This is a genomic window from Streptomyces sp. NPDC093261 (genome assembly GCF_044753645.1).
Taxonomy (GTDB): Bacteria; Actinomycetota; Actinomycetes; order Streptomycetales; family Streptomycetaceae; genus Streptomyces.
In genome coordinates, this window is the sequence record NZ_JBIVNO010000029.1 from 49,636 (window position 1) to 68,869 (window position 19,234).

Consider the following 19,234-nt stretch of genomic DNA (forward strand, 5'->3'; position numbering starts at 1 on the left):
ACATCGCACCGCAGCCCCCGTCCATTCCCTGACACGAGCCACTGGGACGCCATGCAGATTCACGACCTTCCGTATCCCGACCCGGGTGTGCCGGACGCCCGCTCAGGTGCCCGATTCCTGTGGTGGCTCGGCCGCAACCAGCTGGGTGGACAGCTCAAAGCGCTCGCCTGGGGGTTGCTGCACTTCCTGTCCGTCTCCGGACTGCCGTTCTGCGTCGGTCTCGCGGTCCAGGCGGTCGTCGAGCGCTCGGGCGCCCGGCTCACCCTGACCGGGGGACTGCTCCTGCTGTGCGGAGCGGGCGTCGCGCTGGGTGACACCATGCTGCACCGCACCGCGGTCACCAACTGGATCACCGCGGCCGCACGCGTCCAGCAACTCCTGGCCCACCGCACGGCCCAGCTCGGCTCCGCCCTGACCCGACGCGTGGCGGCCGGTGAGGTCGTCGCCGTGTCCACCGGCGACGTCGAGAAGATCGGCTGGTTCGTGGAGGCCGTCTCCCGCTTCAGCGCGGCGGCACTCACCGTCGTGGCGGTCTGCGTCTCTCTCGTCGTGTACCAGCCCGCGCTCGGTGTCGTCGTGGCCGTGGGCGTCCCGGTGCTGGCACTCGCCGTGCTGCCGCTGCTGCCGCGGGCCACCCGGCGCGCCGACACCCAGCGGGAGAAGGCGGGCCGTGCCACCGAACTGGCCTCGGACACCGTCGCGGGCCTCAGGGTGCTCAGGGGCATCGGCGGCGAGGAACTGTTCCTCGAGCGCTACCGCAGGGCCTCCCAGGAGGTCCGCACCGCGGCCGTGCGCAGCGCCAGGATGTGGTCGCTGATCTCGGCGATCCAGGTGCTGCTGCCGGGGCTGCTGATGATCGCGGTCGTCTGGCGCGGTGTGCAGCTGGCCCGCGAGGGCCGCATCGCCGTCGGTGAGCTGGTCACCGTGTACAGCGCCGTCATGCTGCTCACCTACCCACTGCGGCATTTCGAGGAGATCGCCATGGCGTACTCCTTCTCCCGTCCCTCCGCCCGGCGTGCGGCCCGGGTGCTGTCGCTGGAGCGGGCCACGGAATCCGGCGTCTCCCGCGAGGCCGTGGTTCCGGACGGGGATCTGTACGACCCGCGGACCGGGCTGCTCGCGCCCGCGGGGCGGCTGACCGCCGTGGTCTGCGGCGATCCGGACGCGGCGGGCGTACTCGCCGAACGGCTGGGCGGCCACCCCACGGAGCAGGGCGTCTCGGTACTCCTGGGCGGTGTGCCACTGGACGAACTGCCGCTCGACTCGGCCCGTACCGCGGTCCTCGTCCAGGACAAGGACCCGGTGCTGCTGTCGGGCTCTCTGCGTGAACTGCTCGACGTTCCGGCCTCGGGCGCGGTCGGCGCCCGGGAGGCGCTCGCCGCCGCGCAGTGCGCTGATGTCCTGGACGCGCTCATCCAGGGGTCACCGGCCACGGAGGACCCGATGGATGCGCGGATCACGGAGCGCGGCCGGTCGCTGTCCGGCGGCCAGCGCCAGCGACTCGCGCTGGCCCGGTCACTGATCACCGACCCGCCGGTGCTCGTCCTGGACGAGCCGACGTCGGCCGTCGACTCACACACCGAGGCGCGGATCGCCGAGGGCGTCCGCAGGCTGCGGGCGGGCCGTACGACGGTCGTGTTCACCTCGTCGCCGCTGCTCCTGGACCACGCGGACCGGGTCGTGCTGGTGCACGAGGGCGAGGTCGCGGCGGTCGGTCCGCACCGGGACCTCGTGCAGAGCGAGCCGCGGTACCGCGCGGTGGTGACCCGGGAGATCGACGCCGAGACCGCCGCACACGGCGACGCGCTCGCCGAGCTGGAAGAACTGAACGACATGGATGAAATGGACACGCTGGAAGGGATCGAGGAGAGCGCATGATCGGCGTGACGCCACCGGCGTACGACCCGGCGGCCCCGACGGCGGCGACCACGCTGCCCGTCGGCGCCCCCGCGACCGTGCGCGCCTACGTGGCCGAACTGTTCAGCCGGCACCGCCGGGCCTTCCTGCTTCTGATCGCCGTCAACACGGTCTCCGTCATCGCGTCGATGGCCGGCCCTTATCTGCTCGGCGGCCTTGTGGAACGCCTGTCGGACGGCGCGCGGGACCTCCACCTGCAGCGCACCGCCGCGCTCTTCGTCCTCGCCCTCGTGATCCAGGCCGTGTTCGTACGGCTGGTACGGCTGCACGGCGCCGTTCTCGGCGAGCGGATGCTCGCCGATCTGCGGGAGGACTTCCTCGTACGGGCGGTGGGACTGCCGCCGGGAGTCCTGGAACGGGCCGGCACCGGCGATCTGCTGTCCCGGATCACCACCGACATCGACCGGCTGGCCAACGCCATGCGCGAGGCCGTGCCGCAGCTGGCCATCGGCGTCGTCTGGGCGACGCTGCTGCTCGGCGGCCTGACCGTCACGGCTCCCCCACTCGCCCCGGCCGTGCTCGTCGCCGTGCCCCTGCTGGTGATCGGCTGCCGCTGGTACTTCCGGCGGGCTCCCTCGGCCTACCGCTCCGAGGCCGCCGGGTACGCCGCCGTGGCCGCCGTCCTCGCCGAGACCGTGGACGCCGGGCGCACCGTGGAGGCCCACCGGCTCGGCGCCCGGCGCATCGACCTGTCGAACCGGCGGATCAAGGAATGGACGGCCTGGGAGCGGTACACCCTGTGGCTGCGGACGGTGCTCTTCCCCGTCATCAACATCACGCATATCACGGTCCTGTCCTCGGTCCTGATGATCGGCGGGGCGTTCGTCCTGCAGGGCTGGATCGGCATCGGCCAGCTGACGACGGGCGCCCTCATCGCGCAGATGCTCGTCGACCCGGTCGGACTCATCCTTCGCTGGTACGACGAGTTGCAGGTCGCCCAGGTGTCGCTGGCCCGGCTGGTCGGTGTGCGCGACATCGAGCCCCAGGCGGGCGACGCTTCCGTCACCCCCGACGGGCACGACGTCGAGGCCGACAAGGTGCGCTTCGGCTACCTTCCGGGAGTCGACGTGCTGCATCGCGTCTCCCTGGAGGTCGCGCCCGGCACCCGGCTCGCCCTCGTCGGCCCCTCCGGCGCGGGCAAGTCCACCCTCGGCCGGCTGCTCGCCGGGATCTACGCGCCCCGGGACGGCCGGATCACCCTCGGCGGGGCCGAACTCTCCCGGATGCCGGCGGAACGGGTGCGCTCGCACGTGGCCCTCGTCAACCAGGAGCACCACGTCTTCGTGGGCTCCCTGCGCGACAACCTGCTGCTGGCGCGCACGGACGCCGTCGACGCCGAGCTGTGGGCCGCGCTGGGCGCGGTGGACGCGCACGGCTGGGCACGCGCCCTGGACGACGGTCTGGACACCGAGGTGGGCTCCGGCGGTCTGGCCCTCACTCCGGCGCAGGCGCAACAGATCGCGCTGGCCCGCCTGGTGCTCGCCGACCCGCACACCCTGGTCCTGGACGAGGCGACCTCCCTTCTGGATCCCCGGGCGGCCCGCCACCTGGAGCGCTCCCTGGCACGCGTCCTGGACGGACGCACGGTCGTCGCGATCGCGCACAGGCTGCACACGGCCCATGACGCCGACGTGATCGCCGTCGTCGAGGACGGGCGGATCAGTGAGCTGGGCAGCCATGACGACCTGGTCGCCGCGGATGGAGCGTACGCGGCCCTGTGGCGGTCATGGCACGGCTGATACCGCCCCAGCCCACCGTGTGAGGCGGCCGGGGTCCCGGGGCCGCCGAGCGGGACCCGGGCCGCCTCCCACGCCCCAGGCCTCCGTGTCACCCCTGCCGTTGCGCGCAGGCGAAGGGGGGTGGAAGGCTGGATCTCGGAAGCGGCGAGGGGAGCGCGTCCGAACCGTCCGGTTCCGCGCAGCGCGGCCCGCGCCCGGCAGTCCCTCGTGTCCGGCGCCGCCATGCGGCGGTGCCCGGTCCGTCCCAGCACTTGGAGGTATCCCGTGGACAGCACCGACGGTTGGGGAGACGAGGTCTACCAGCCCGACGGATCCGAGGTGCAGGACGACGCGGGGCTTCTCGACGCCGAGGACACACTGGAGAACGACGGGGTGAACAACCCCCTCGAACGTGGCTGGTCACCGCCGGAGCGGCCGTGGGCGGTGGACCACGTCGGCGTGACCGCGGCCGAGGGACACGACGGCGAGACACTGGACCAGCGCCTCGCCGAGGAAGTCCCCGACATCGTGATCCCGGACGGCGACGACATCGGCGACTGGGCCGACGGTGAGGGCGAGCCCCTGGACAACGAGGTCGGCGGTCCCCGCTCCGGCCGGCTCGTCGCCCCCGACGAAGGGGCGCACGAGGACGAGGAGAGCGGACTGGTCGCCACGGATGTCGGCATCGACGGCGCCGCGGCCTCGGCGGAGGAGGCGGCCGTACACATAGTCGACGAGGACTTCCTGTCCGGCTGATCCCGCCGGTGCCCGCCCCACACCAGGAGCAGCCATGCAGCAGGACAAGCAGCCCGACTACCACCCCGTCGTCTTCCGAGACCGGTCCGCCGGCTACGCCTTCCTCACCCGGTCCACCGCGACCAGTGACCAGACCATCGAGTGGGACGACGGCGAGACCTACCCGGTCGTGGACGTCGAGATCTCCTCCGAGAGCCACCCCTTCTACACGGGCAGGGCGCGGACAGTGGACTCGGAGGGGCGCGTCGCCCGGTTCGAGCGGCGGTACGGCACCGCGGAAGGGACGGCCGACAGGGACGGAACGGCCTGAGCCGGCCGACGCACCGGCCCGGCCGCCGCTGCGCCCGTGATTCGGTCCTCTCCCTCACCAGCCGGAGGTCCGAGCAGGAGCGCCGAGCCGCAGGGGCGGACCGGCTTGTATGGGTACCGGAACGGCCGGCCCGCCGCACCGTGGCCGGCAGGCCGCGCTCCGGGACAGGCGGGCGGCGCGCCGGGGACCGGCAGTCCGTCGCACCGGGTCGTGACCGCCAGGCCACCGCGCCGGGACCGGCAGGCCCCATGCCGGGGTCGGCAGCCCGGCGTGCCGAGACCGGTCTCAGATGAGGTTGAGCGCGGCCGCGCAGCCCACCCCGCCGAGCAGCATGAACACCGGCGTCAGGACCTTCAGCTCGACCCAGCTGCCCGCCCGGAACCGCATCACCTTCGGCGGGCCCACCGGGTACCAGCGCTTGCGGCCCACCGGTATCGGCCAGAGGATCGGGCAGCCGGAGACCGTCAGCGCGTCCCCGATGTCGTGTACCAGGGCACCCAGGATGATGGGCAGGCCGAGCCACAGGTACTGCTGGCCCGGCGCGGTGAAGAGCCAGTCCGACCCCTTGCCGGGCTGGTCGAGTATGCCCGCGAGAATCCAGGCACTCGTCGCGGCCAGCAGCCACACCAGCACATCGCTGCTCGAACCACGCGCCGCCCGCCACAGCAGTCCCTCGATGGCCAGCACCATGTGCACGAAGAGGATGGCCAGCACCGCCCACCGGCCGCCGGTGATGGCCGCGACCGAGGTGCCCGCGCCGATGAGCACCGCCCACAGCCAGGTGTGGGTCAGTGTGCGGTGGCCGCCGGACCGGCGCGCGTCCCCGGGCTTCCTGGTCGACTTGTACACGGCGTACGACAGCTTGTCGACGATCTCGCACAGCCAGCGGGAGACGGGTCCGAAGGACCGCGAGATGGTGGCCGCCTTGTGGTCCAGATCCGGAGCGAGCGCGGCACCCGCGCAGATCAGCGCGCCGACGAGGAGGACCGGCCAGGGCATGGGGTGACCCGCTGCTGCGGCGGCCGCCCCCACCCCGAGCCAGGCCGCGGCCCCCGACAGTGAGTGTGCTGGTCCCATCATGGCCGCTTCCCGCCCCATTTCTCTTGCAGCGCTGTCCGGTTGTCCCCGTGCGCTGACGCGTCATCGGCGCCACAGCGTAGCGTTCGTGATCTTGGCGAGGACATCCGATTCCCCCCTCGGGTGGAAGGCCAGGCAAGATGGGGGCGTGACCCTCATCGATCAGCTCCCGCAGACCGCAGACCCCGACGCCCTCTACGAAGCCTTCGAGTCGTGGGCCGGGGAGCGCGGCCTCACCCTCTATCCGCACCAGGAGGAGGCGCTGATCGAGGTGGTCTCGGGGGCGAACGTGATCGTGTCGACCCCCACCGGGTCCGGCAAGAGCATGATCGCCGCGGGCGCTCATTTCGCGGCGCTCGCCCGGGACGAGGTCACCTTCTACACCGCGCCGATCAAGGCGCTCGTCTCGGAGAAGTTCTTCGAGCTGTGCAAGCTCTTCGGCACCGAGAACGTCGGCATGCTGACCGGTGACGCCTCCGTCAATGCCGACGCTCCTGTGATCTGTTGCACAGCCGAGGTCCTGGCGTCCATCGCGCTGCGCGACGGCAGGCAGGCCGACGTCGGCCAGGTCGTGATGGATGAGTTCCACTTCTACGCGGAGGGCGACCGCGGCTGGGCCTGGCAGATTCCCATCCTCGAACTGCCCCAGGCGCAGTTCGTCCTGATGTCGGCGACGCTCGGCGACGTCTCGATGTTCGAGAAGGACCTCACCCGCCGTACCGGCCGGCCGACGGCGGTGGTCCGCTCGGCGACCCGTCCGGTGCCGCTCTCGTACGAGTACCGGCTCACCCCGCTCACCGATACCCTCACCGAACTCCTCCAGACCCGGCAGGCCCCGGTCTACATCGTCCACTTCACCCAGGCGCAGGCCGTGGAGCGAGCCCAGGCGCTGATGAGCATCAACATGTGCTCGCGCGAGGAGAAGGACGAGATCGCCGAGCTGATCGGCAACTTCCGCTTCACCACCAAGTTCGGCCGCAACCTCTCCCGTTACGTGCGGCACGGCATCGGCGTCCACCACGCCGGCATGCTGCCCAAGTACCGCCGCCTGGTGGAGAAACTCGCCCAGGCCGGTCTGCTGAAGGTCATCTGCGGCACGGACACCCTGGGGGTCGGCGTCAACGTCCCCATCAGGACGGTGCTGTTCACCGCTTTGACCAAGTACGACGGGAACCGCGTACGTACCCTGCGCGCCCGTGAGTTCCACCAGATCGCGGGCCGCGCCGGGCGCGCGGGCTTCGACACGGCCGGGCTCGTCGTCGCCCAGGCGCCGGAGCACGTCATCGAGAACGAGAAGGCGCTCGCCAAGGCCGGCGACGACCCGAAGAAGCGCCGCAAGGTGGTGCGCAAGAAGGCACCGGAGGGCTTCGTCGGGTGGACGGAGAACACCTTCGAGAAGCTGATCGCCTCCGAACCGGAGCCGCTCACATCCCGCTTCCGGGTCACCCACACGATGCTGCTCTCCGTGATCGCCCGGCCGGGCAACGCCTTCCAGGCGATGCGCCATCTGCTGGAGGACAACCACGAGCCGCGCAAGCAGCAGCTGCGGCATATCCGGCGGGCGATCGCGATCTACCGCTCGCTGCTGGACGGCGGAATCGTCGAGAAGCTCGACAAGCCCGACGCCACCGGCCGTATCGTGCGCCTCACGGTCGACCTTCAGCAGGACTTCGCGCTCAACCAGCCGCTGTCGACCTTCGCCCTGGCCGCGTTCGAACTCCTCGACCCGGAGTCCCCGTCCTACGCTCTCGACATGGTCTCCGTCGTCGAGTCCACCCTGGACGACCCGCGGCAGATCCTGGCGGCCCAGCAGAACAGGGCGCGCGGCGAGGCCGTCGCCGCGATGAAGGCGGACGGCGTCGAGTACGAGGAGCGCATGGAACGGCTCCAGGACGTGACGTACCCCAAGCCGCTGGAGGAGCTGCTCTTCCACGCGTACAACACGTACCGCAAGAGCCACCCGTGGGTCGGTGACCATCCGCTGTCGCCGAAGTCGGTCATCCGCGACATGTACGAACGGGCACTGTCCTTCACGGAGTTCGTCTCCTTCTACGAGCTCGCCCGCACCGAGGGCATCGTGCTGCGCTATCTGGCCAGCGCCTACAAGGCCCTCGATCACACCGTCCCGGACGACCTGAAATCGGACGACCTGGAGGACCTGATCGCCTGGCTGGGCGAGATGGTGCGCCAGGTCGACTCCAGCCTGCTGGACGAGTGGGAGCAGCTGGCCAACCCGGAGGAAATGACGGCCGAGGAGGCCCAGGAGAAGGCCGACCAGGTCAAGCCGGTCACCGCGAACGCCCGCGCCTTCCGCGTCCTGGTACGCAACGCGATGTTCCGCCGTGTGGAGCTCGCCGCCCTCGACCGGATCGACGACCTCGGCGAGATGGACGCCGAGGCCGGCTGGGATGCCGAGGCCTGGGGCGCTGCCATGGACAAGTACTGGGACGAGTACGACGAACTCGGCACCGGCCCCGATGCCCGCGGCCCGAAGCTGCTGCTGATCGAGGAGGAGCCGGGGAACGGGCTGTGGCGGGTCCGCCAGATCTTCGCCGACCCCAACGGCGATCACGACTGGGGAATCAGCGCGGAGATCGACCTTGCGGCTTCCGACGCCGAGGGCCGCGCCGTCGTCCGCGTCACCGACGTCGGCCAGCTGTGAGCACAGGAGAAACCCACTCATGACGAACCCAGCCGAGAGGCTCGTCGACCTGCTCGACCTCGAGCAGATCGAGGTCAACATCTTCCGCGGTCGCAGCCCCCAGGAGTCCCTGCAACGGGTCTTCGGCGGCCAGGTGGCCGGCCAGGCGCTGGTCGCGGCCGGCCGCACGACGGACGGCGAGCGGCCGGTGCACTCCCTGCACGCGTACTTTCTGCGCCCCGGCATCCCGGGCATGCCCATCGTGTACCAGGTCGAACGGGTCCGTGACGGGAGGTCCTTCACAACCCGCCGGGTCACCGCCGTGCAGCGGGGCCGCACGATCTTCAATCTGACCGCCTCCTTCCACAAGCCTGAAGAGGGGAGCTTCGAGCACCAGTTGCCGCCGGCCCGCGAGGTCCCGGATCCGGAGTCGCTGCCGACGGTGGCGCAGGAGCTGAAGGAGCATCTGGGCGCACTGCCCGAGACGCTGGAGCGGATGGCCCGGCGCCAGCCCTTCGACATCCGCTATGTGGACCGGCTGCGCTGGCGCGCCGAGGACATCAAGGAAGCCGAGCCGCGCAGCGCCGTCTGGATGCGCGCCGTGGGTCCGCTGGGGGACGACCCGCTGGTGCACACCTGCGCGCTCACGTACGCGAGCGACATGACACTCCTGGACGCCGTCCGTATCCCGATCGAACCCCTGTGGGGGCCGCGTGGCTTCGACATGGCGTCGCTGGACCACGCCATGTGGTTCCATCGGCCGTTCCGCGCGGACGAGTGGTTCCTGTACGACCAGGAGTCCCCGATCGCGGTGGGTGGCCGTGGCCTGGCCCGGGGCCGCATCTACGACCTCCATGGGCGCCTGCTCGTCTCGGTCGTCCAGGAAGGACTGTTCCGCAGACTCGAGCAGTGACGTCCGGGGCGTTCCCCGGCGCCCGGCCGACCGCGGCCTACGGTCAGGTGTCTCTGCGACGAATCCACCCGAGCATGCCACGCGGCCGCGTCGGTTCCGGCCGCATGGCCGAGGCCTGATCGAGTGGAGCGCTGCCGGGCACACCCACGGCCTCACCACAGGGCGCCGGCGAGCGGGCAGGAACGGTGAGCTGAGCGTCCGGCGGCCCCGGCGTCGGCCTCGGAGCGGGCCGGTGCCGGCGGGCCTCGATCAACGCCTGTGCCAGCTCGGCCCGGAGCCAGTCGATCTCGTCGGAATCCTGCGCCGTCATGATCCGTGCCGCGATCGGAGCCGCGGGCGAATCAGGCGCCGGCTGCCCGCGCCGGGCGGGCCGGAGGCGGTCCAGATGGCCGCGCTCGTACGGATCACGGACGATCTCCGCCGTCTGGACCGGATCCAGCAGGGATGCCACGACAGCGGCCTTCGCCCAGGGGTCCTCCGCCTGGCGCAGCTCGAAGCCGAAGTGCCGTCCGCGCCAGTTGCGGGGCCGCAGATCCACTCCCGCCTCCAACTGACCGCGCAGCCCCTCCGGCGTCCGGCCGGTCAGCAGCCGGGCGTTCTCCGGCGCGGAGGCGAACTGGCGTAGCTCCTCGGCGAGATACAGCCAGACTACGGCCCGGTAGCGGTTCACATACCAGTTCACCGGGACCACCAGGCCCAGGCGGGCGAGCCGGGTGAACCGGCCCGGGGTCACTCCCAACAGGGCCGCGCCGTCCCTGGTGCCCACGGTCTCGACCCGTTCCCGCAGCGCCTCGGGGAATCCCTGCTCCGCACGCACGCGGTCGATCTCCGCGTATGTGACGCGGCGGCCCCCTCCTCCCTCGTCCAGAATGGTCCGTACACGCCCGAGCCGGACGGCAAGGTCGAACTCGCCTCGCTTGAGGTCCAGTTCCTGTGCCGCGCGGCTCAACGCCAGCGATGAACGGCGGGAGGCGCGGCCTGTGAAGGTGCCTACAGCTTCGGCGCGAGTGGATGTCATCGTGTGTCCGGACATGGCGGTCTCCCCCGTGGATGCCCTCGCGGACACTGTGTGCATCCGCTTCGGAAAGTGCATCCGCTTTCGGAAAAAACCGTAGCCCGATCGCCAGATCCGGGAGATTGCCTGTGGATAACTCCGCCCGCAGCTCGTTTCCGCAGGTCACATGCCACATGGTCTTGGTTCGCGGGTGTCGGCCGCCCAAGGTCCGGGGTGGTGTCCGCCTCGCGGTCAGAGGTCCACGGTCGGCGTGTGGTCCCGCTGCCGCTCGTCCACGGACAGGTGCTCCCCCACCTGGTTCACGAGCAGCGTCATCTCGTACGCGATCTGCCCGATGTCGGCCTCGGCGGCGCTGAGCACGCACAGACAGCTGCCGGGACCGGCCGCCGTCACGAACAGGATCGCGTCATCGAACTCGATCATGGTCTGGCGGACCTGGCCCGCTCCGAAGTGGCGGCCCGAGCCCTTGGCCAGGCTGTGCAGCCCGGACGACACCGCGGCAAGATGCTCGGCGTCCTCACGCCGCAGCCCGGTGCTCGTGCCGGCCACCAGTCCGTCGTTGGACAGCACCAGCGCATGCCGTATGTGCTCTACGCGCTCGGTCAGATCGTCCAGAAGCCAGCCGAGTCCGGTGTTCTGAGCCATGGTCCTCTCTCCCCGTGAGGTCGCTCCCCCTCGCCGGAGGATCCGGTCAGCCAGCCTTCACCACAGCCGCCCTCGCGGCAAGCAGGATGGACACATGGCACAGAAGATGACCGACGAACAGTGGCGGGCATTCGTCTCCCACGGCACCCGCACGGGGAAACTGTCCACCGTCCGGGCCGACGGCAGTCCACATGTGGCACCGATCTGGTTCCTGCTGGACGGCGAGAACGTGGTCTTCAACACCGGAAAGGAGACGGTGAAGGGGCGGAATCTCCTCCGTGACGGGCGGGTCGCCCTCTGCGTGGACGACGACCGTCCCCCGTACGACTTCGTCCTGCTGCAGGGACGGGCCGAGTTGTCGGAGAACCTCGACGAGGTGCGGTACTGGGCGACCCGGCTCGGCGCCCGGTACATGGGCGAGGAGCGGGCTGAGGAGTTCGGCGCTCGCAACGGTGTTCCGGGGGAACTCCTGGTCCGGGTGCGGGTCGAGAAGGTGCTGGCGTACACGGCCGTCGCCGAATAGCGCCGTCAGCTCACGGAGTCGAGCAGCCGGGCGGTATGCATCCGCCCGGCGTACTCGACGAGGCGGATCAGCACCTCCTTCCCGGAGTCACGGTCCCGCGCGTCGCAGAGCACCACGGGCGTACCCCGGTCGAGGTCGAGGGCGCGTGACACGTCGTGGGCGCCGTAGGCGCGGGCTCCCGCGAAGCAGTTGACGGCGACGACGAACGGGATGCGCCGGTGCTCGAAGTAGTCGACCGCGGGGAAGCAGTCCTCGAGCCGCCGGGTGTCCGCGAGGACGACGGCCCCGAGGGCGCCCTGGGAGAGCTCGTCCCACAGGAACCAGAAGCGGTCCTGGCCCGGTGTGCCGAAGAGATAGAGCGAGAGCCCGGGCCGGATGGTGATGCGTCCGAAGTCCATGGCGACCGTCGTGGTGACCTTCTGGTCGACGCCATCGGTATCGTCCACGGACTGTCCGGCTTCGCTCAGCAACTCCTCGGTGCGCAACGGCCGGATCTCACTGACCGCCCCCACCAGGGTGGTCTTGCCCACGCCGAATCCGCCGGCGACCAGGATCTTCAACGCCAGGTCGGCCGTCTCGGCCTCGGGGGCGTCGGGGAGCTCGGAGACCATCGATCACTTCTCTCGGGAATGCCGACAACGGTCGACTTCAGTACATCCGTGCGGGTTCAGCATCATGACAACTGCGGTCGGCCTTCGAGGGGGTAAGCAGGCATTTGACCGATCCGATCGGTTCTCGTCCATGCGATGTCCGAAGGGGTGCACAACTCGGCGCCTCTACCCGACTCCTACGAGGACAGCTCATCGTCTACAGCGCCCTCAAGCCCGCGATGACCTCACGCAGAATGCGCTCATCGGGCAGTTGGGCCGGCGGCACGGGACGGCTGACCCTGACAAAGCCCCGTTCCAGGAGATCCCCGACGAGCACCCTGACGACGCCCACGGGCAGGTCCGTGTCCGCGGCGAGTTCGGCGACGGACTGTGTCTCGATGCGGCACCCATCGAGCAGAGCGCGGTGCTCGGGGCCCAGTGAGGTGTCGCCATCGGGGTCGGGAGCGCCGGTCTCCAGCGAGACGAGAGCGATGAGGTCGAAGGGCACCCCGGTGGGTCCCGACCTGGTCCGGCCGCCCGTCATTGCATAGGGACGGACGAGCGGCCCCGCCTCGTGGTCGTACCACTGGGTGCCCGGCCGCTGCCGGGTACCTGTTGTGTCCTCGGTCATCCCCGACCACCTTCGGTCCTCATCCGGCGGCCGGCGGATGCTCGGCCATCCGGGGCGGTGTGCGGAGGTGCTCACCGACTCGTTTGACCAGCCGGGCCATCTCGTAGGCCACCAGGCCGATATCCGCCGTGGCGGCGGTCAGAACGGCGAGACAGGAGCCGTCACCCGCGGCCGCCACGAAGAGGAAGCCCTCGTCCATCTCCACCATGGTCTGGCGCACTCCGCCGACGCCGAAGTGGCGTCCCGCGCCCTTGGCCAGGCTGTGGAATCCGGACGCGACAGCGGCCAGGTGCTCCGCGTCCTCACGGCTGAGGCCACGGGAGGCGCCGACCGCCAGGCCGTCGTTCGAGAGCACCACGGCATGCCGTACCTCGGCCGCGCGCAGCACCAGGTCGTCCAGAAGCCAGTCGAGTTCGCCCGACCGCTGGGGGGACCTCGTACCAGGGTCGTGGATCATGCGGGGTCTCCTTCGCTGCTGTCACCCAGGGGGCCTGCCGTGCGACCGGGGGAACGGCCACCGCCACGTACCCATCCGTCGCGGTAGGCGGTCATGCGGTCCCGTACCAGTTCGGGGGAGCGTTCGTCATCGCGTGGTACGTCGGCATCGCCGGTGGTCCGCTCCGATGGGCGTTGCCCGCGCAGTTGAGGGGCGAGGCTGGCCTGCCGTACGCGGCGCGGGAGGTCCTCGGAGACAGCGGAGTCGTCCGCGGCCCGGTGCAACCGCAGGGTGGCCACCGCGGGCGGGGTGCCGGCCGGCGCCTCTGTCGTGGCCCGTACCGGCACGGGCCGTTCCGCGGTCTGCTCGACGGGCTCCTCGGGTACCGGGCTCGCGGCCACGCGCGCGTACCGGCTTTCCTCGTGCCGTTCGGTGTCGAGGTGACGAGGGGAGCCTTCCGTCGTGTCGCCGTGCAGGAGGGTCGTCGGCAGGAGGACGACGGCGGTCGTGCCGCCGTAGGGCGAGTTCCGCAGATGCACCTTGATGTCATGCCGGGAGGCGAGCCTGCTGACGACGAAGAGGCCCAGCCGGTCGCTGTCGAACAGATCGAGGGCCTCGGACTGCTCGATGCGCCGGTTGGCCTCGGCGAGTGTCTCCTCGCCCATGCCGAGTCCCCGGTCCTCGACCTCGATGGCGTATCCGTTGCCCACCGCCTCTCCGCTGACGCGCACCCGCGTGTGGGGCGGCGAGAACTGGGCGGCGTTCTCGATGATCTCGGCGAGGAGGTGGGTGAGGTCGGCGACCGCGGCGCCGACCACCGAGACCTCGGAGAGTTGCCGTCCCTCCACGCGCGCGTAGTCCTCGACTTCGGAGAGGGCCGCGCGGACGACGTTGGTCAGCGAGACGGGCATCCGCCAGGCCCGGCCCGGCGCGGCTCCGGACAGGATGATGAGGCTCTCGGCATGCCGGCGCATGCGCGTGGTCAGGTGGTCGAGCCGGAACAGGTCGCTCAATTCGCCCGGGTCCTCGGAGCGGCGCTCCATGCTGTCGAGAAGGTGGAGCTGGCGGTGCACCAGGACCTGGCTGCGTCGGGCGAGGTTGACGAAGACCCCGGAGATGCCGCTGGCGAGTTCCGCGCGTTCGGCGGCGGCGTGCAGGGCAGCGCGGTGCACGGTTCCCAGGGCCTCGGCGACCTGTCCGATCTCGTCCTCGGCGGGGGGACCCAGCGGCGCCTCGGCGTCCACGTCGATCTCCTCGCCCGCGCGCAGCTTCCGCATGGCCTGCGGGAGTTTGCGCCGGGCGATCTCCAGGGCGCCGTTGCGCAGGCTGACCAGTTCGACGACGAGTCCGCGTCCGATGCGTACGGAGATGACGAGCGACGCGGTCACGGCGACGAGCCCCAGCAGCACGGCGCCGCCGGCCGGGGTGAGCAGTCCGCGGGTGAACGGGTCGGCCCGGCGCGCCACGCCCCGCCCCGCGTCCGCTTCGATGGTTCTCATGCCGTCCTGCACGCGCGCGTGGGCCGGGTTCCAGACGCCTTCGGGAGCGGCCTCGACGGCCGCCCTGCCGGGCCGGGCTGCCAGGACCCTGTCCTCGGCGGCGCCGACCTCGGCATACGCGCCGCTCTGCGCGAGCCGGTGCCAGGCGGTCCGTTCGCCGCCGCGCAGGTCGGCGACGGCGGAGGCGGTCAGGGTGCGGCGTGTGTCGGCGGCGCCGGTGAACAGCCGCAGGCGTTCGCCGTCCAGGGTGGCCGCGAGACGGGCGCTGGAGAGCACCGCGTCCTCCTGGGAAAGCGATTCCGCCGCGCGGGAGAACTCGAGCAGTACGCGCGCGTCGGAGCCGAGACCGGCGTCCTGGACACCGGTGAGCGCGCCGCTCACCGAGAAGGCCGTGGTGATGGTGCCGGTGTACTGCCCGTATGTCTCGTCCCAGCCGACCCGGTGGGCGAGTACATCGCTGCGCAGGGAACCCAGGCGTTCCGCTTCGGTGACGAAGGTCTCGAGGCGATCGGGCACTCCGGAGGGGAGGTCGGTGCCGTCGGCGACGGTGTTGTGGTCGCCGAGCCGCAACCTGGCCACGGCCCGGTCGGTCCGTACCGCCCGGGCCTTGAGGTCGTTCTCCTGTTCGGCCGCGGGGTCGGTCGCGTAGCGCACCGCGGCCACGCGTTCGCTCTGAAGGGCGGCGACCGCGTCCGCGAGCGGGGCGCGCACGGTGGAGTCCACCTCTTGCAACCGGCGCAGCCGGGCGACGTCCTGGGCGGTGCTGACGGTGGCATACGCCCAGAGGGCGAGCAGGGAGATCACGGGCACCATCAGCAGACAGACGATCTTGGCCCGGACGGTGCGGGGGCGCACACCCCACCGCCGCGGGCGGAGCGGTGGGGCGGACGCCTCGGGGCCATCGGCCTCGTCGGTGTCCACGCGCTCGTCGGCAGGCGGTCCGGCGTGTGCGCGCCGGCCCCGGGCCGGTGGCGGGGCCGACGTGTCGGCGGCGGCCGTGGGGGTCCTACGGGGTGTACGCATGGCCTCCTCGATCGGGTGGGGCGGGACGTGCCGTCGGGGGCCCGATGTCACCGGGCGGCCCGATGTCACCGGGCGGCGCTCTCGGCCGGTCGCTGGGCCGAAGCGGAGGCCTCACGCTCGCCCGCGGTCGGCGACAGGGCGACGAACGCCGAGGTCAGAAAGAGATAGGCCCCGAGGACGACGGCGAGGGGGAAGATGAACTGCATGGCCGTGGCCCCGGGTAGGGCCTGCACGGACGGCGAGACCCGAACGCTCACCGCGAACATCCCGGTGTAGTGCATGGAGCTGACCGCCGCCCCCATGACGAGCGAGGCGACGGCGACCGCGACGGGAGACCTGACGTTGAGGCCCGCCCACAAGGCCGCGGTCGCGGTGACCACCGCGATCACGACGGAGGCCGCGACGAGCGCGGGGTCGTAGCGCACCGTCCCGTGCAGCCGCAGCGCGGCCATGCCCAGGTAGTGCATGCTCGCCACGCCCAGGCCGGTGGTGAGGCCGCCGAGCAGGAGCGCCCGGATCCGGTCCCGGCTGTAGCCGACGGCGAAGATGCCTGCGCCGACGACCACGATGGCGACGAGCAGACTCAGGATGGTCAACGGCACGTCGTAGCGGATCTCTGTGCCGCTGACGCCGAAGCCGAGCATGGCCACGAAGTGCATGGTCCAGATGCCGGTGCCGATCGCCGAGGCAGCGGTCAGGAGCCAGTTGCGGCGCGACCTGCCGGTGGCGCCGAGCGCCCGGACGGTGCAGCGCAGCCCGAGGGCAGCGCCTATGCACGCCATGACGTAAGACAACACGGGGGTCAGCCAACCGAATGTGGCGTGGTCCAGATGTCCCATGGCCCGGGGACGGTAGTCCTGACGAGGGAGCGCACCGGGGGCGCATTTCGAAAAGTGGTGCAATCTGATCCGGGCAGCCCCTGGAACGATCGCCACACGCCCGTACCTGTGCGCAGAAGTATCCCTGACGGAGGTGAGGAATGATGCGGAACATGAGCGACGACCACACACACGTCCAGGAGTTCTTCACCGCGCGGGCAGCCGACTGGGACAGGCGCTTCCCCGATGACGGCCCGGCCTACGCGGCGGCGGTCGCCGCTCTCGGGCTGCACGAGGGTGACCGCGTGCTCGACGCCGGCTGCGGCACGGGGCGGGCCCTGCCGCCGCTGCGCGCGGCCGTAGGGCCGTCGGGAGTGGTCCTGGCGGCCGATCTCACCCCGGCGATGCTGGAGGCCGCCGTACGGGCCGGACGGGACCGCGACGGACGGCTGCTGCTCGCCGACGTGGCCGCGCTGCCGTTGCGCACGGAGTCCCTCGACGCGGTCTTCGCGGCGGGCTTGATCGCTCATCTCCCCGCGCCGGCCCGGAATCTGAGGGAGTTGGCCCGCGTGGTGCGGCCCGGCGGCCTGCTGGCGCTCTTCCATCCGATCGGCCGGGCGGCCCTCGCGGCCCACCAGGGCCGGCAGCTCACCGCCGACGATCTGCGTGCCGAGCCCAACCTCCGTCCGCTGCTGGAGGGTTCCTGCTGGCGCATGACGTCGTACGTCGACGAGGACGCCCGCTTCCTCGCCCTGGCCGTCCGCGAGGGCTGAGCCTCAGCGGATCCCCGCGACCTCGGCGACCAGAGCGTCGGGGTGGTCGAACATGACGTTGTGCCCGGCGCCGGGGACGGTCACCACGTGGACACCCGCGGCCTCCAGGCCTTCCCTGCCGTCGAGTTCGCCGCTCAGCTCGCCCTGGAGGTACACCCGGTCCACCGTCAGCTTCTCCAGCAGTCGCCGCATGGTGGGGTTGGTGCCGCGCACGAGGTTCACTGCCGTGCGGTGCAGGGCGCGCGGGTCGGAGAGACGCATGGTCGCCGCCCAGGTGGGGCCGATCTCGCGGAGCACGCGCGCGTGGCCGCCGGCTGCGACGTACTCGTCCTCCGTGTACCGGGAGATACCGCTGCTCCCGGCCCCGAGCGGCGGGTTCGGATCGAGGTTGGCCTCGATGAGCACCAGCCGTGATACGAGATCGGGCCGACGGTGGGCGAGCACGATGGCGACGGAACCGCCCATGCTGTGCGCGACGAGTTCCGCCCCGGCGACCTGCGCCTGGTCCAGTGCGGCGGCCAGCGCGTCGGCGTGGTCCTCGAGGGTGTACGCGAAGTCCGCGGGGCGGTCGCTGATCCCATGTCCCGGAAGGTCGACGAAGAGGGTCCTGCGTCCGGCGAGTTCGGGCCGTGCCGCTATGTGCGCGTGGTACACCGTCGAGGCCGCGCCCAGTCCGTGCACGTAGACGCGCGCGGGCAGCGTTCCGGGCGTCTCGGTCCAGCGGATCAGGCTCCCCTTGCCGTCGAACTCCGCCTGCTGCATCGGTCTCTCCTCTGCGCTTGTCTCGATCCCATCCGCCCGGCAGGATACATCGTAACCGAGGTATCACACGATGGATGCATCACGCGCTGGAGGTATTACGGGGCCGCGGCAGAATACGGGCATGCTGGAACTCGCCATCCTCGGATTTCTGTACGATGCCCCGCTACACGGCTATGAGCTGCGCAAACGCATCACCGCGCTGACGGGACACGTCCGTCCCGTCGCCGAGAGCACGCTCTATCCCGCGATCAAGCGCCTGGAGAAGTCCGGGCTGCTGGCGCGGACGACGGAGCCGGGCTCCGTGGCCGCTCCGCGTCACGTCCTGACGCTCACCGACGACGGCAGGCAGGAGCTGCGCCACCGGCTCGCGGAACCCGCGCAGCGCGACATCAGCGACGAGAACCGATGGTTCACGGTGCTCGCCTTCCTCAGGCACTTGGAGGACCCGGCGGCTCAAGCCGCCGTCCTGCGCCGCCGGCTCGCCTTCCTGGAGGAACCCTCGAGCTTCTTCTACGAGGGCGACCGGCCGTTGCGCGCCGAGGAGCTGGACGATCCCTTCAGACGCGGCATCCTCACGATCGCGCGGGCCACGAGCCGGGCCGAGCTGGCCTGGCTGGGCACGACACTCGAGTCGCTCGAGGGGAGCGGTGCGTCCGGTTGACGCGGCGGAAGCGGCGCGGTTCGAGTCGCGTGAAGCTCTTCACGGTCCCGTCCCCCTTCTGCCGGCGAAGTTTCAACTCTAGGTTGACAAGCGGCAGATGCACGTCGGCGAGGGCAACCCCCGGGGGGAAGGTGGTCGGCATGTTCGGCAGGATCCGCAAGTCGGTCGGCAGAATCGTCAAGTCCCCGGGCACGGGGACGGGCCTGGGCACGGAGAGGCGCACGCACAACCTGTTCGAGGCGGCTGCCGCCTATGTCTCGGCGCGTGCCGAGGACGACCAGGACCGCGTGGACGAGGTCGTGGCGTGGGTGTCGCCGGAGGCCCTGTCGTTCGGCGTGAACGAGCTGGCGTGCCGGGCCGTCATCGCCCTTGCACGGGAGCGTGGCGAGTCACCTTCGGCGGTCGCACGCACGCTGCTCGGCCTCCCGGCCGTCTGAGGCCCGGCCCACTTGGCCGTTTCGCCCCGATCCCGCCGGAGAACTGCGATTACTCATGCGATTCGCACTCGTGACAACCGGCTCGCGGG

The 19,234-nt window shown here is 71.1% G+C and carries 19 protein-coding genes; 10 read left to right on the forward strand and 9 right to left on the reverse strand.

Annotation, left to right across the window (positions count from 1 at the left end):
• Window positions 1-51: 51 nt before the first annotated feature.
• The 4 genes from ACIP94_RS35865 to ACIP94_RS35880 all read left to right on the forward strand — a co-directional run bounded on the left by ACIP94_RS35865 (window position 52) and on the right by ACIP94_RS35880 (window position 4,701).
• Entirely contained in the window at window positions 52-1,878 is a 1,827-nt protein-coding gene (locus ACIP94_RS35865) for an ABC transporter transmembrane domain-containing protein (RefSeq protein ID WP_402435465.1), read from the forward strand.
• A complete protein-coding gene (locus ACIP94_RS35870; RefSeq protein WP_402435468.1) occupies window positions 1,875-3,656 on the forward strand; it encodes an ABC transporter ATP-binding protein in 1,782 nt (593 codons plus the stop codon). Before ACIP94_RS35865 ends, ACIP94_RS35870 begins: the two co-directional genes overlap by 4 nt.
• A gap of 264 nt (window positions 3,657-3,920) precedes the next feature.
• Window positions 3,921-4,391, forward strand: a complete 471-nt coding sequence (locus ACIP94_RS35875; RefSeq protein ID WP_402435471.1) for a DUF5709 domain-containing protein — start codon at window positions 3,921-3,923, stop codon at window positions 4,389-4,391.
• A gap of 34 nt (window positions 4,392-4,425) precedes the next feature.
• A complete protein-coding gene (locus ACIP94_RS35880) occupies window positions 4,426-4,701 on the forward strand; it encodes a type B 50S ribosomal protein L31 (protein ID WP_402435474.1) in 276 nt (91 codons plus the stop codon).
• 285 nt (window positions 4,702-4,986) lie between these two features.
• Here ACIP94_RS35880 and ACIP94_RS35885 read toward each other — a convergent pair whose 3' ends face one another.
• Entirely contained in the window at window positions 4,987-5,781 is a 795-nt protein-coding gene (locus ACIP94_RS35885) for a metal-dependent hydrolase (protein ID WP_402435478.1), read from the reverse strand.
• A 145-nt stretch (window positions 5,782-5,926) separates the two neighbouring features.
• Here ACIP94_RS35885 and ACIP94_RS35890 point away from each other — a divergent pair, with 145 nt between their 5' ends.
• Together ACIP94_RS35890 and ACIP94_RS35895 are read left to right on the forward strand one after the other, a co-directional pair.
• Window positions 5,927-8,440 carry a DEAD/DEAH box helicase gene (locus ACIP94_RS35890; RefSeq protein WP_402435480.1) on the forward strand — a complete coding sequence of 838 codons (2,514 nt, stop codon included), beginning with the start codon at window positions 5,927-5,929 and terminating at the stop codon, window positions 8,438-8,440.
• Between the two features lie 19 nt (window positions 8,441-8,459).
• The gene (locus ACIP94_RS35895) at window positions 8,460-9,332 is read left to right on the forward strand and encodes an acyl-CoA thioesterase (protein WP_402435483.1); all 873 of its coding nucleotides are present in this window, start codon (window positions 8,460-8,462) and stop codon (window positions 9,330-9,332) included.
• A gap of 43 nt (window positions 9,333-9,375) precedes the next feature.
• On the opposite strand, the gene ACIP94_RS35900 is transcribed toward ACIP94_RS35895, so the two are convergent.
• Together ACIP94_RS35900 and ACIP94_RS35905 are read right to left on the reverse strand one after the other, a co-directional pair.
• Entirely contained in the window at window positions 9,376-10,365 is a 990-nt protein-coding gene (locus ACIP94_RS35900) for a DUF6397 family protein (protein WP_402435487.1), read from the reverse strand.
• Window positions 10,366-10,578: 213 nt separating this feature from the next.
• On the reverse strand, window positions 10,579-10,992 hold the full coding sequence (locus tag ACIP94_RS35905) for a roadblock/LC7 domain-containing protein (RefSeq protein WP_402435490.1): 414 nt from the start codon (window positions 10,990-10,992) through the stop codon (window positions 10,579-10,581).
• Window positions 10,993-11,086: 94 nt separating this feature from the next.
• On the opposite strand from ACIP94_RS35905, the gene ACIP94_RS35910 reads away from it, so the two are divergent.
• Window positions 11,087-11,515, forward strand: a complete 429-nt coding sequence (locus ACIP94_RS35910; protein WP_402435493.1) for a PPOX class F420-dependent oxidoreductase — start codon at window positions 11,087-11,089, stop codon at window positions 11,513-11,515.
• A 5-nt stretch (window positions 11,516-11,520) separates the two neighbouring features.
• Here ACIP94_RS35910 and ACIP94_RS35915 read toward each other — a convergent pair whose 3' ends face one another.
• From ACIP94_RS35915 to ACIP94_RS35935, 5 genes are all read right to left on the reverse strand, one after another.
• Entirely contained in the window at window positions 11,521-12,126 is a 606-nt protein-coding gene (locus tag ACIP94_RS35915) for a GTP-binding protein (RefSeq protein ID WP_402435496.1), read from the reverse strand.
• A gap of 196 nt (window positions 12,127-12,322) precedes the next feature.
• The gene (locus tag ACIP94_RS35920; protein WP_402435499.1) at window positions 12,323-12,736 is read right to left on the reverse strand and encodes a DUF742 domain-containing protein; all 414 of its coding nucleotides are present in this window, start codon (window positions 12,734-12,736) and stop codon (window positions 12,323-12,325) included.
• A 19-nt stretch (window positions 12,737-12,755) separates the two neighbouring features.
• Entirely contained in the window at window positions 12,756-13,193 is a 438-nt protein-coding gene (locus ACIP94_RS35925; protein ID WP_402435502.1) for a roadblock/LC7 domain-containing protein, read from the reverse strand.
• Window positions 13,190-15,694 carry a nitrate- and nitrite sensing domain-containing protein gene (locus ACIP94_RS35930; RefSeq protein ID WP_402435504.1) on the reverse strand — a complete coding sequence of 835 codons (2,505 nt, stop codon included), beginning with the start codon at window positions 15,692-15,694 and terminating at the stop codon, window positions 13,190-13,192. Before ACIP94_RS35930 ends, ACIP94_RS35925 begins: the two co-directional genes overlap by 4 nt.
• Window positions 15,695-15,759: 65 nt before the next feature.
• Entirely contained in the window at window positions 15,760-16,533 is a 774-nt protein-coding gene (locus ACIP94_RS35935) for an MHYT domain-containing protein (RefSeq protein ID WP_402435507.1), read from the reverse strand.
• Window positions 16,534-16,685: 152 nt separating this feature from the next.
• Here ACIP94_RS35935 and ACIP94_RS35940 point away from each other — a divergent pair, with 152 nt between their 5' ends.
• Window positions 16,686-17,285: a class I SAM-dependent methyltransferase gene (locus ACIP94_RS35940; RefSeq protein WP_402435509.1), complete on the forward strand. Its 600-nt coding sequence runs from the start codon at window positions 16,686-16,688 to the stop codon at window positions 17,283-17,285.
• A gap of 3 nt (window positions 17,286-17,288) precedes the next feature.
• Here ACIP94_RS35940 and ACIP94_RS35945 read toward each other — a convergent pair whose 3' ends face one another.
• Window positions 17,289-18,047, reverse strand: a complete 759-nt coding sequence (locus tag ACIP94_RS35945) for an alpha/beta fold hydrolase (protein WP_402435511.1) — start codon at window positions 18,045-18,047, stop codon at window positions 17,289-17,291.
• 121 nt (window positions 18,048-18,168) lie between these two features.
• Here ACIP94_RS35945 and ACIP94_RS35950 point away from each other — a divergent pair, with 121 nt between their 5' ends.
• Window positions 18,169-18,708: a PadR family transcriptional regulator gene (locus ACIP94_RS35950; protein WP_402435514.1), complete on the forward strand. Its 540-nt coding sequence runs from the start codon at window positions 18,169-18,171 to the stop codon at window positions 18,706-18,708.
• A gap of 140 nt (window positions 18,709-18,848) precedes the next feature.
• Window positions 18,849-19,145, forward strand: coding sequence for a hypothetical protein (locus tag ACIP94_RS35955; RefSeq protein ID WP_402435517.1), 297 nt, complete (start codon window positions 18,849-18,851; stop codon window positions 19,143-19,145).
• Window positions 19,146-19,234 lie beyond the last annotated feature (89 nt).

Excerpts from the sequence above, each read along its gene's own strand:
- ACIP94_RS35865 (WP_402435465.1), top strand. The coding sequence starts at position 52 with ATGCAGATTCACGACCTTCCGTATCCCGACCCGGGTGTGCCGGACGCC.
- ACIP94_RS35870 (WP_402435468.1), top strand. The coding sequence starts at position 1,875 with ATGATCGGCGTGACGCCACCGGCGTACGACCCGGCGGCCCCGACGGCG.
- ACIP94_RS35880 (WP_402435474.1), top strand. The coding sequence starts at position 4,426 with ATGCAGCAGGACAAGCAGCCCGACTACCACCCCGTCGTCTTCCGAGAC.
- ACIP94_RS35885 (WP_402435478.1), bottom strand. The coding sequence starts at position 5,781 with ATGATGGGACCAGCACACTCACTGTCGGGGGCCGCGGCCTGGCTCGGG.
- ACIP94_RS35895 (WP_402435483.1), top strand. The coding sequence starts at position 8,460 with ATGACGAACCCAGCCGAGAGGCTCGTCGACCTGCTCGACCTCGAGCAG.
- ACIP94_RS35900 (WP_402435487.1), bottom strand. The coding sequence starts at position 10,365 with ATGTCCGGACACACGATGACATCCACTCGCGCCGAAGCTGTAGGCACC.
- ACIP94_RS35905 (WP_402435490.1), bottom strand. The coding sequence starts at position 10,992 with ATGGCTCAGAACACCGGACTCGGCTGGCTTCTGGACGATCTGACCGAG.
- ACIP94_RS35910 (WP_402435493.1), top strand. The coding sequence starts at position 11,087 with ATGGCACAGAAGATGACCGACGAACAGTGGCGGGCATTCGTCTCCCAC.
- ACIP94_RS35915 (WP_402435496.1), bottom strand. The coding sequence starts at position 12,126 with ATGGTCTCCGAGCTCCCCGACGCCCCCGAGGCCGAGACGGCCGACCTG.
- ACIP94_RS35920 (WP_402435499.1), bottom strand. The coding sequence starts at position 12,736 with ATGACCGAGGACACAACAGGTACCCGGCAGCGGCCGGGCACCCAGTGG.
- ACIP94_RS35925 (WP_402435502.1), bottom strand. The coding sequence starts at position 13,193 with ATGATCCACGACCCTGGTACGAGGTCCCCCCAGCGGTCGGGCGAACTC.
- ACIP94_RS35930 (WP_402435504.1), bottom strand. The coding sequence starts at position 15,694 with ATGCGTACACCCCGTAGGACCCCCACGGCCGCCGCCGACACGTCGGCC.
- ACIP94_RS35935 (WP_402435507.1), bottom strand. The coding sequence starts at position 16,533 with ATGGGACATCTGGACCACGCCACATTCGGTTGGCTGACCCCCGTGTTG.
- ACIP94_RS35940 (WP_402435509.1), top strand. The coding sequence starts at position 16,686 with ATGAGCGACGACCACACACACGTCCAGGAGTTCTTCACCGCGCGGGCA.
- ACIP94_RS35945 (WP_402435511.1), bottom strand. The coding sequence starts at position 18,047 with ATGCAGCAGGCGGAGTTCGACGGCAAGGGGAGCCTGATCCGCTGGACC.
- ACIP94_RS35950 (WP_402435514.1), top strand. The coding sequence starts at position 18,169 with ATGCTGGAACTCGCCATCCTCGGATTTCTGTACGATGCCCCGCTACAC.
- ACIP94_RS35955 (WP_402435517.1), top strand. The coding sequence starts at position 18,849 with ATGTTCGGCAGGATCCGCAAGTCGGTCGGCAGAATCGTCAAGTCCCCG.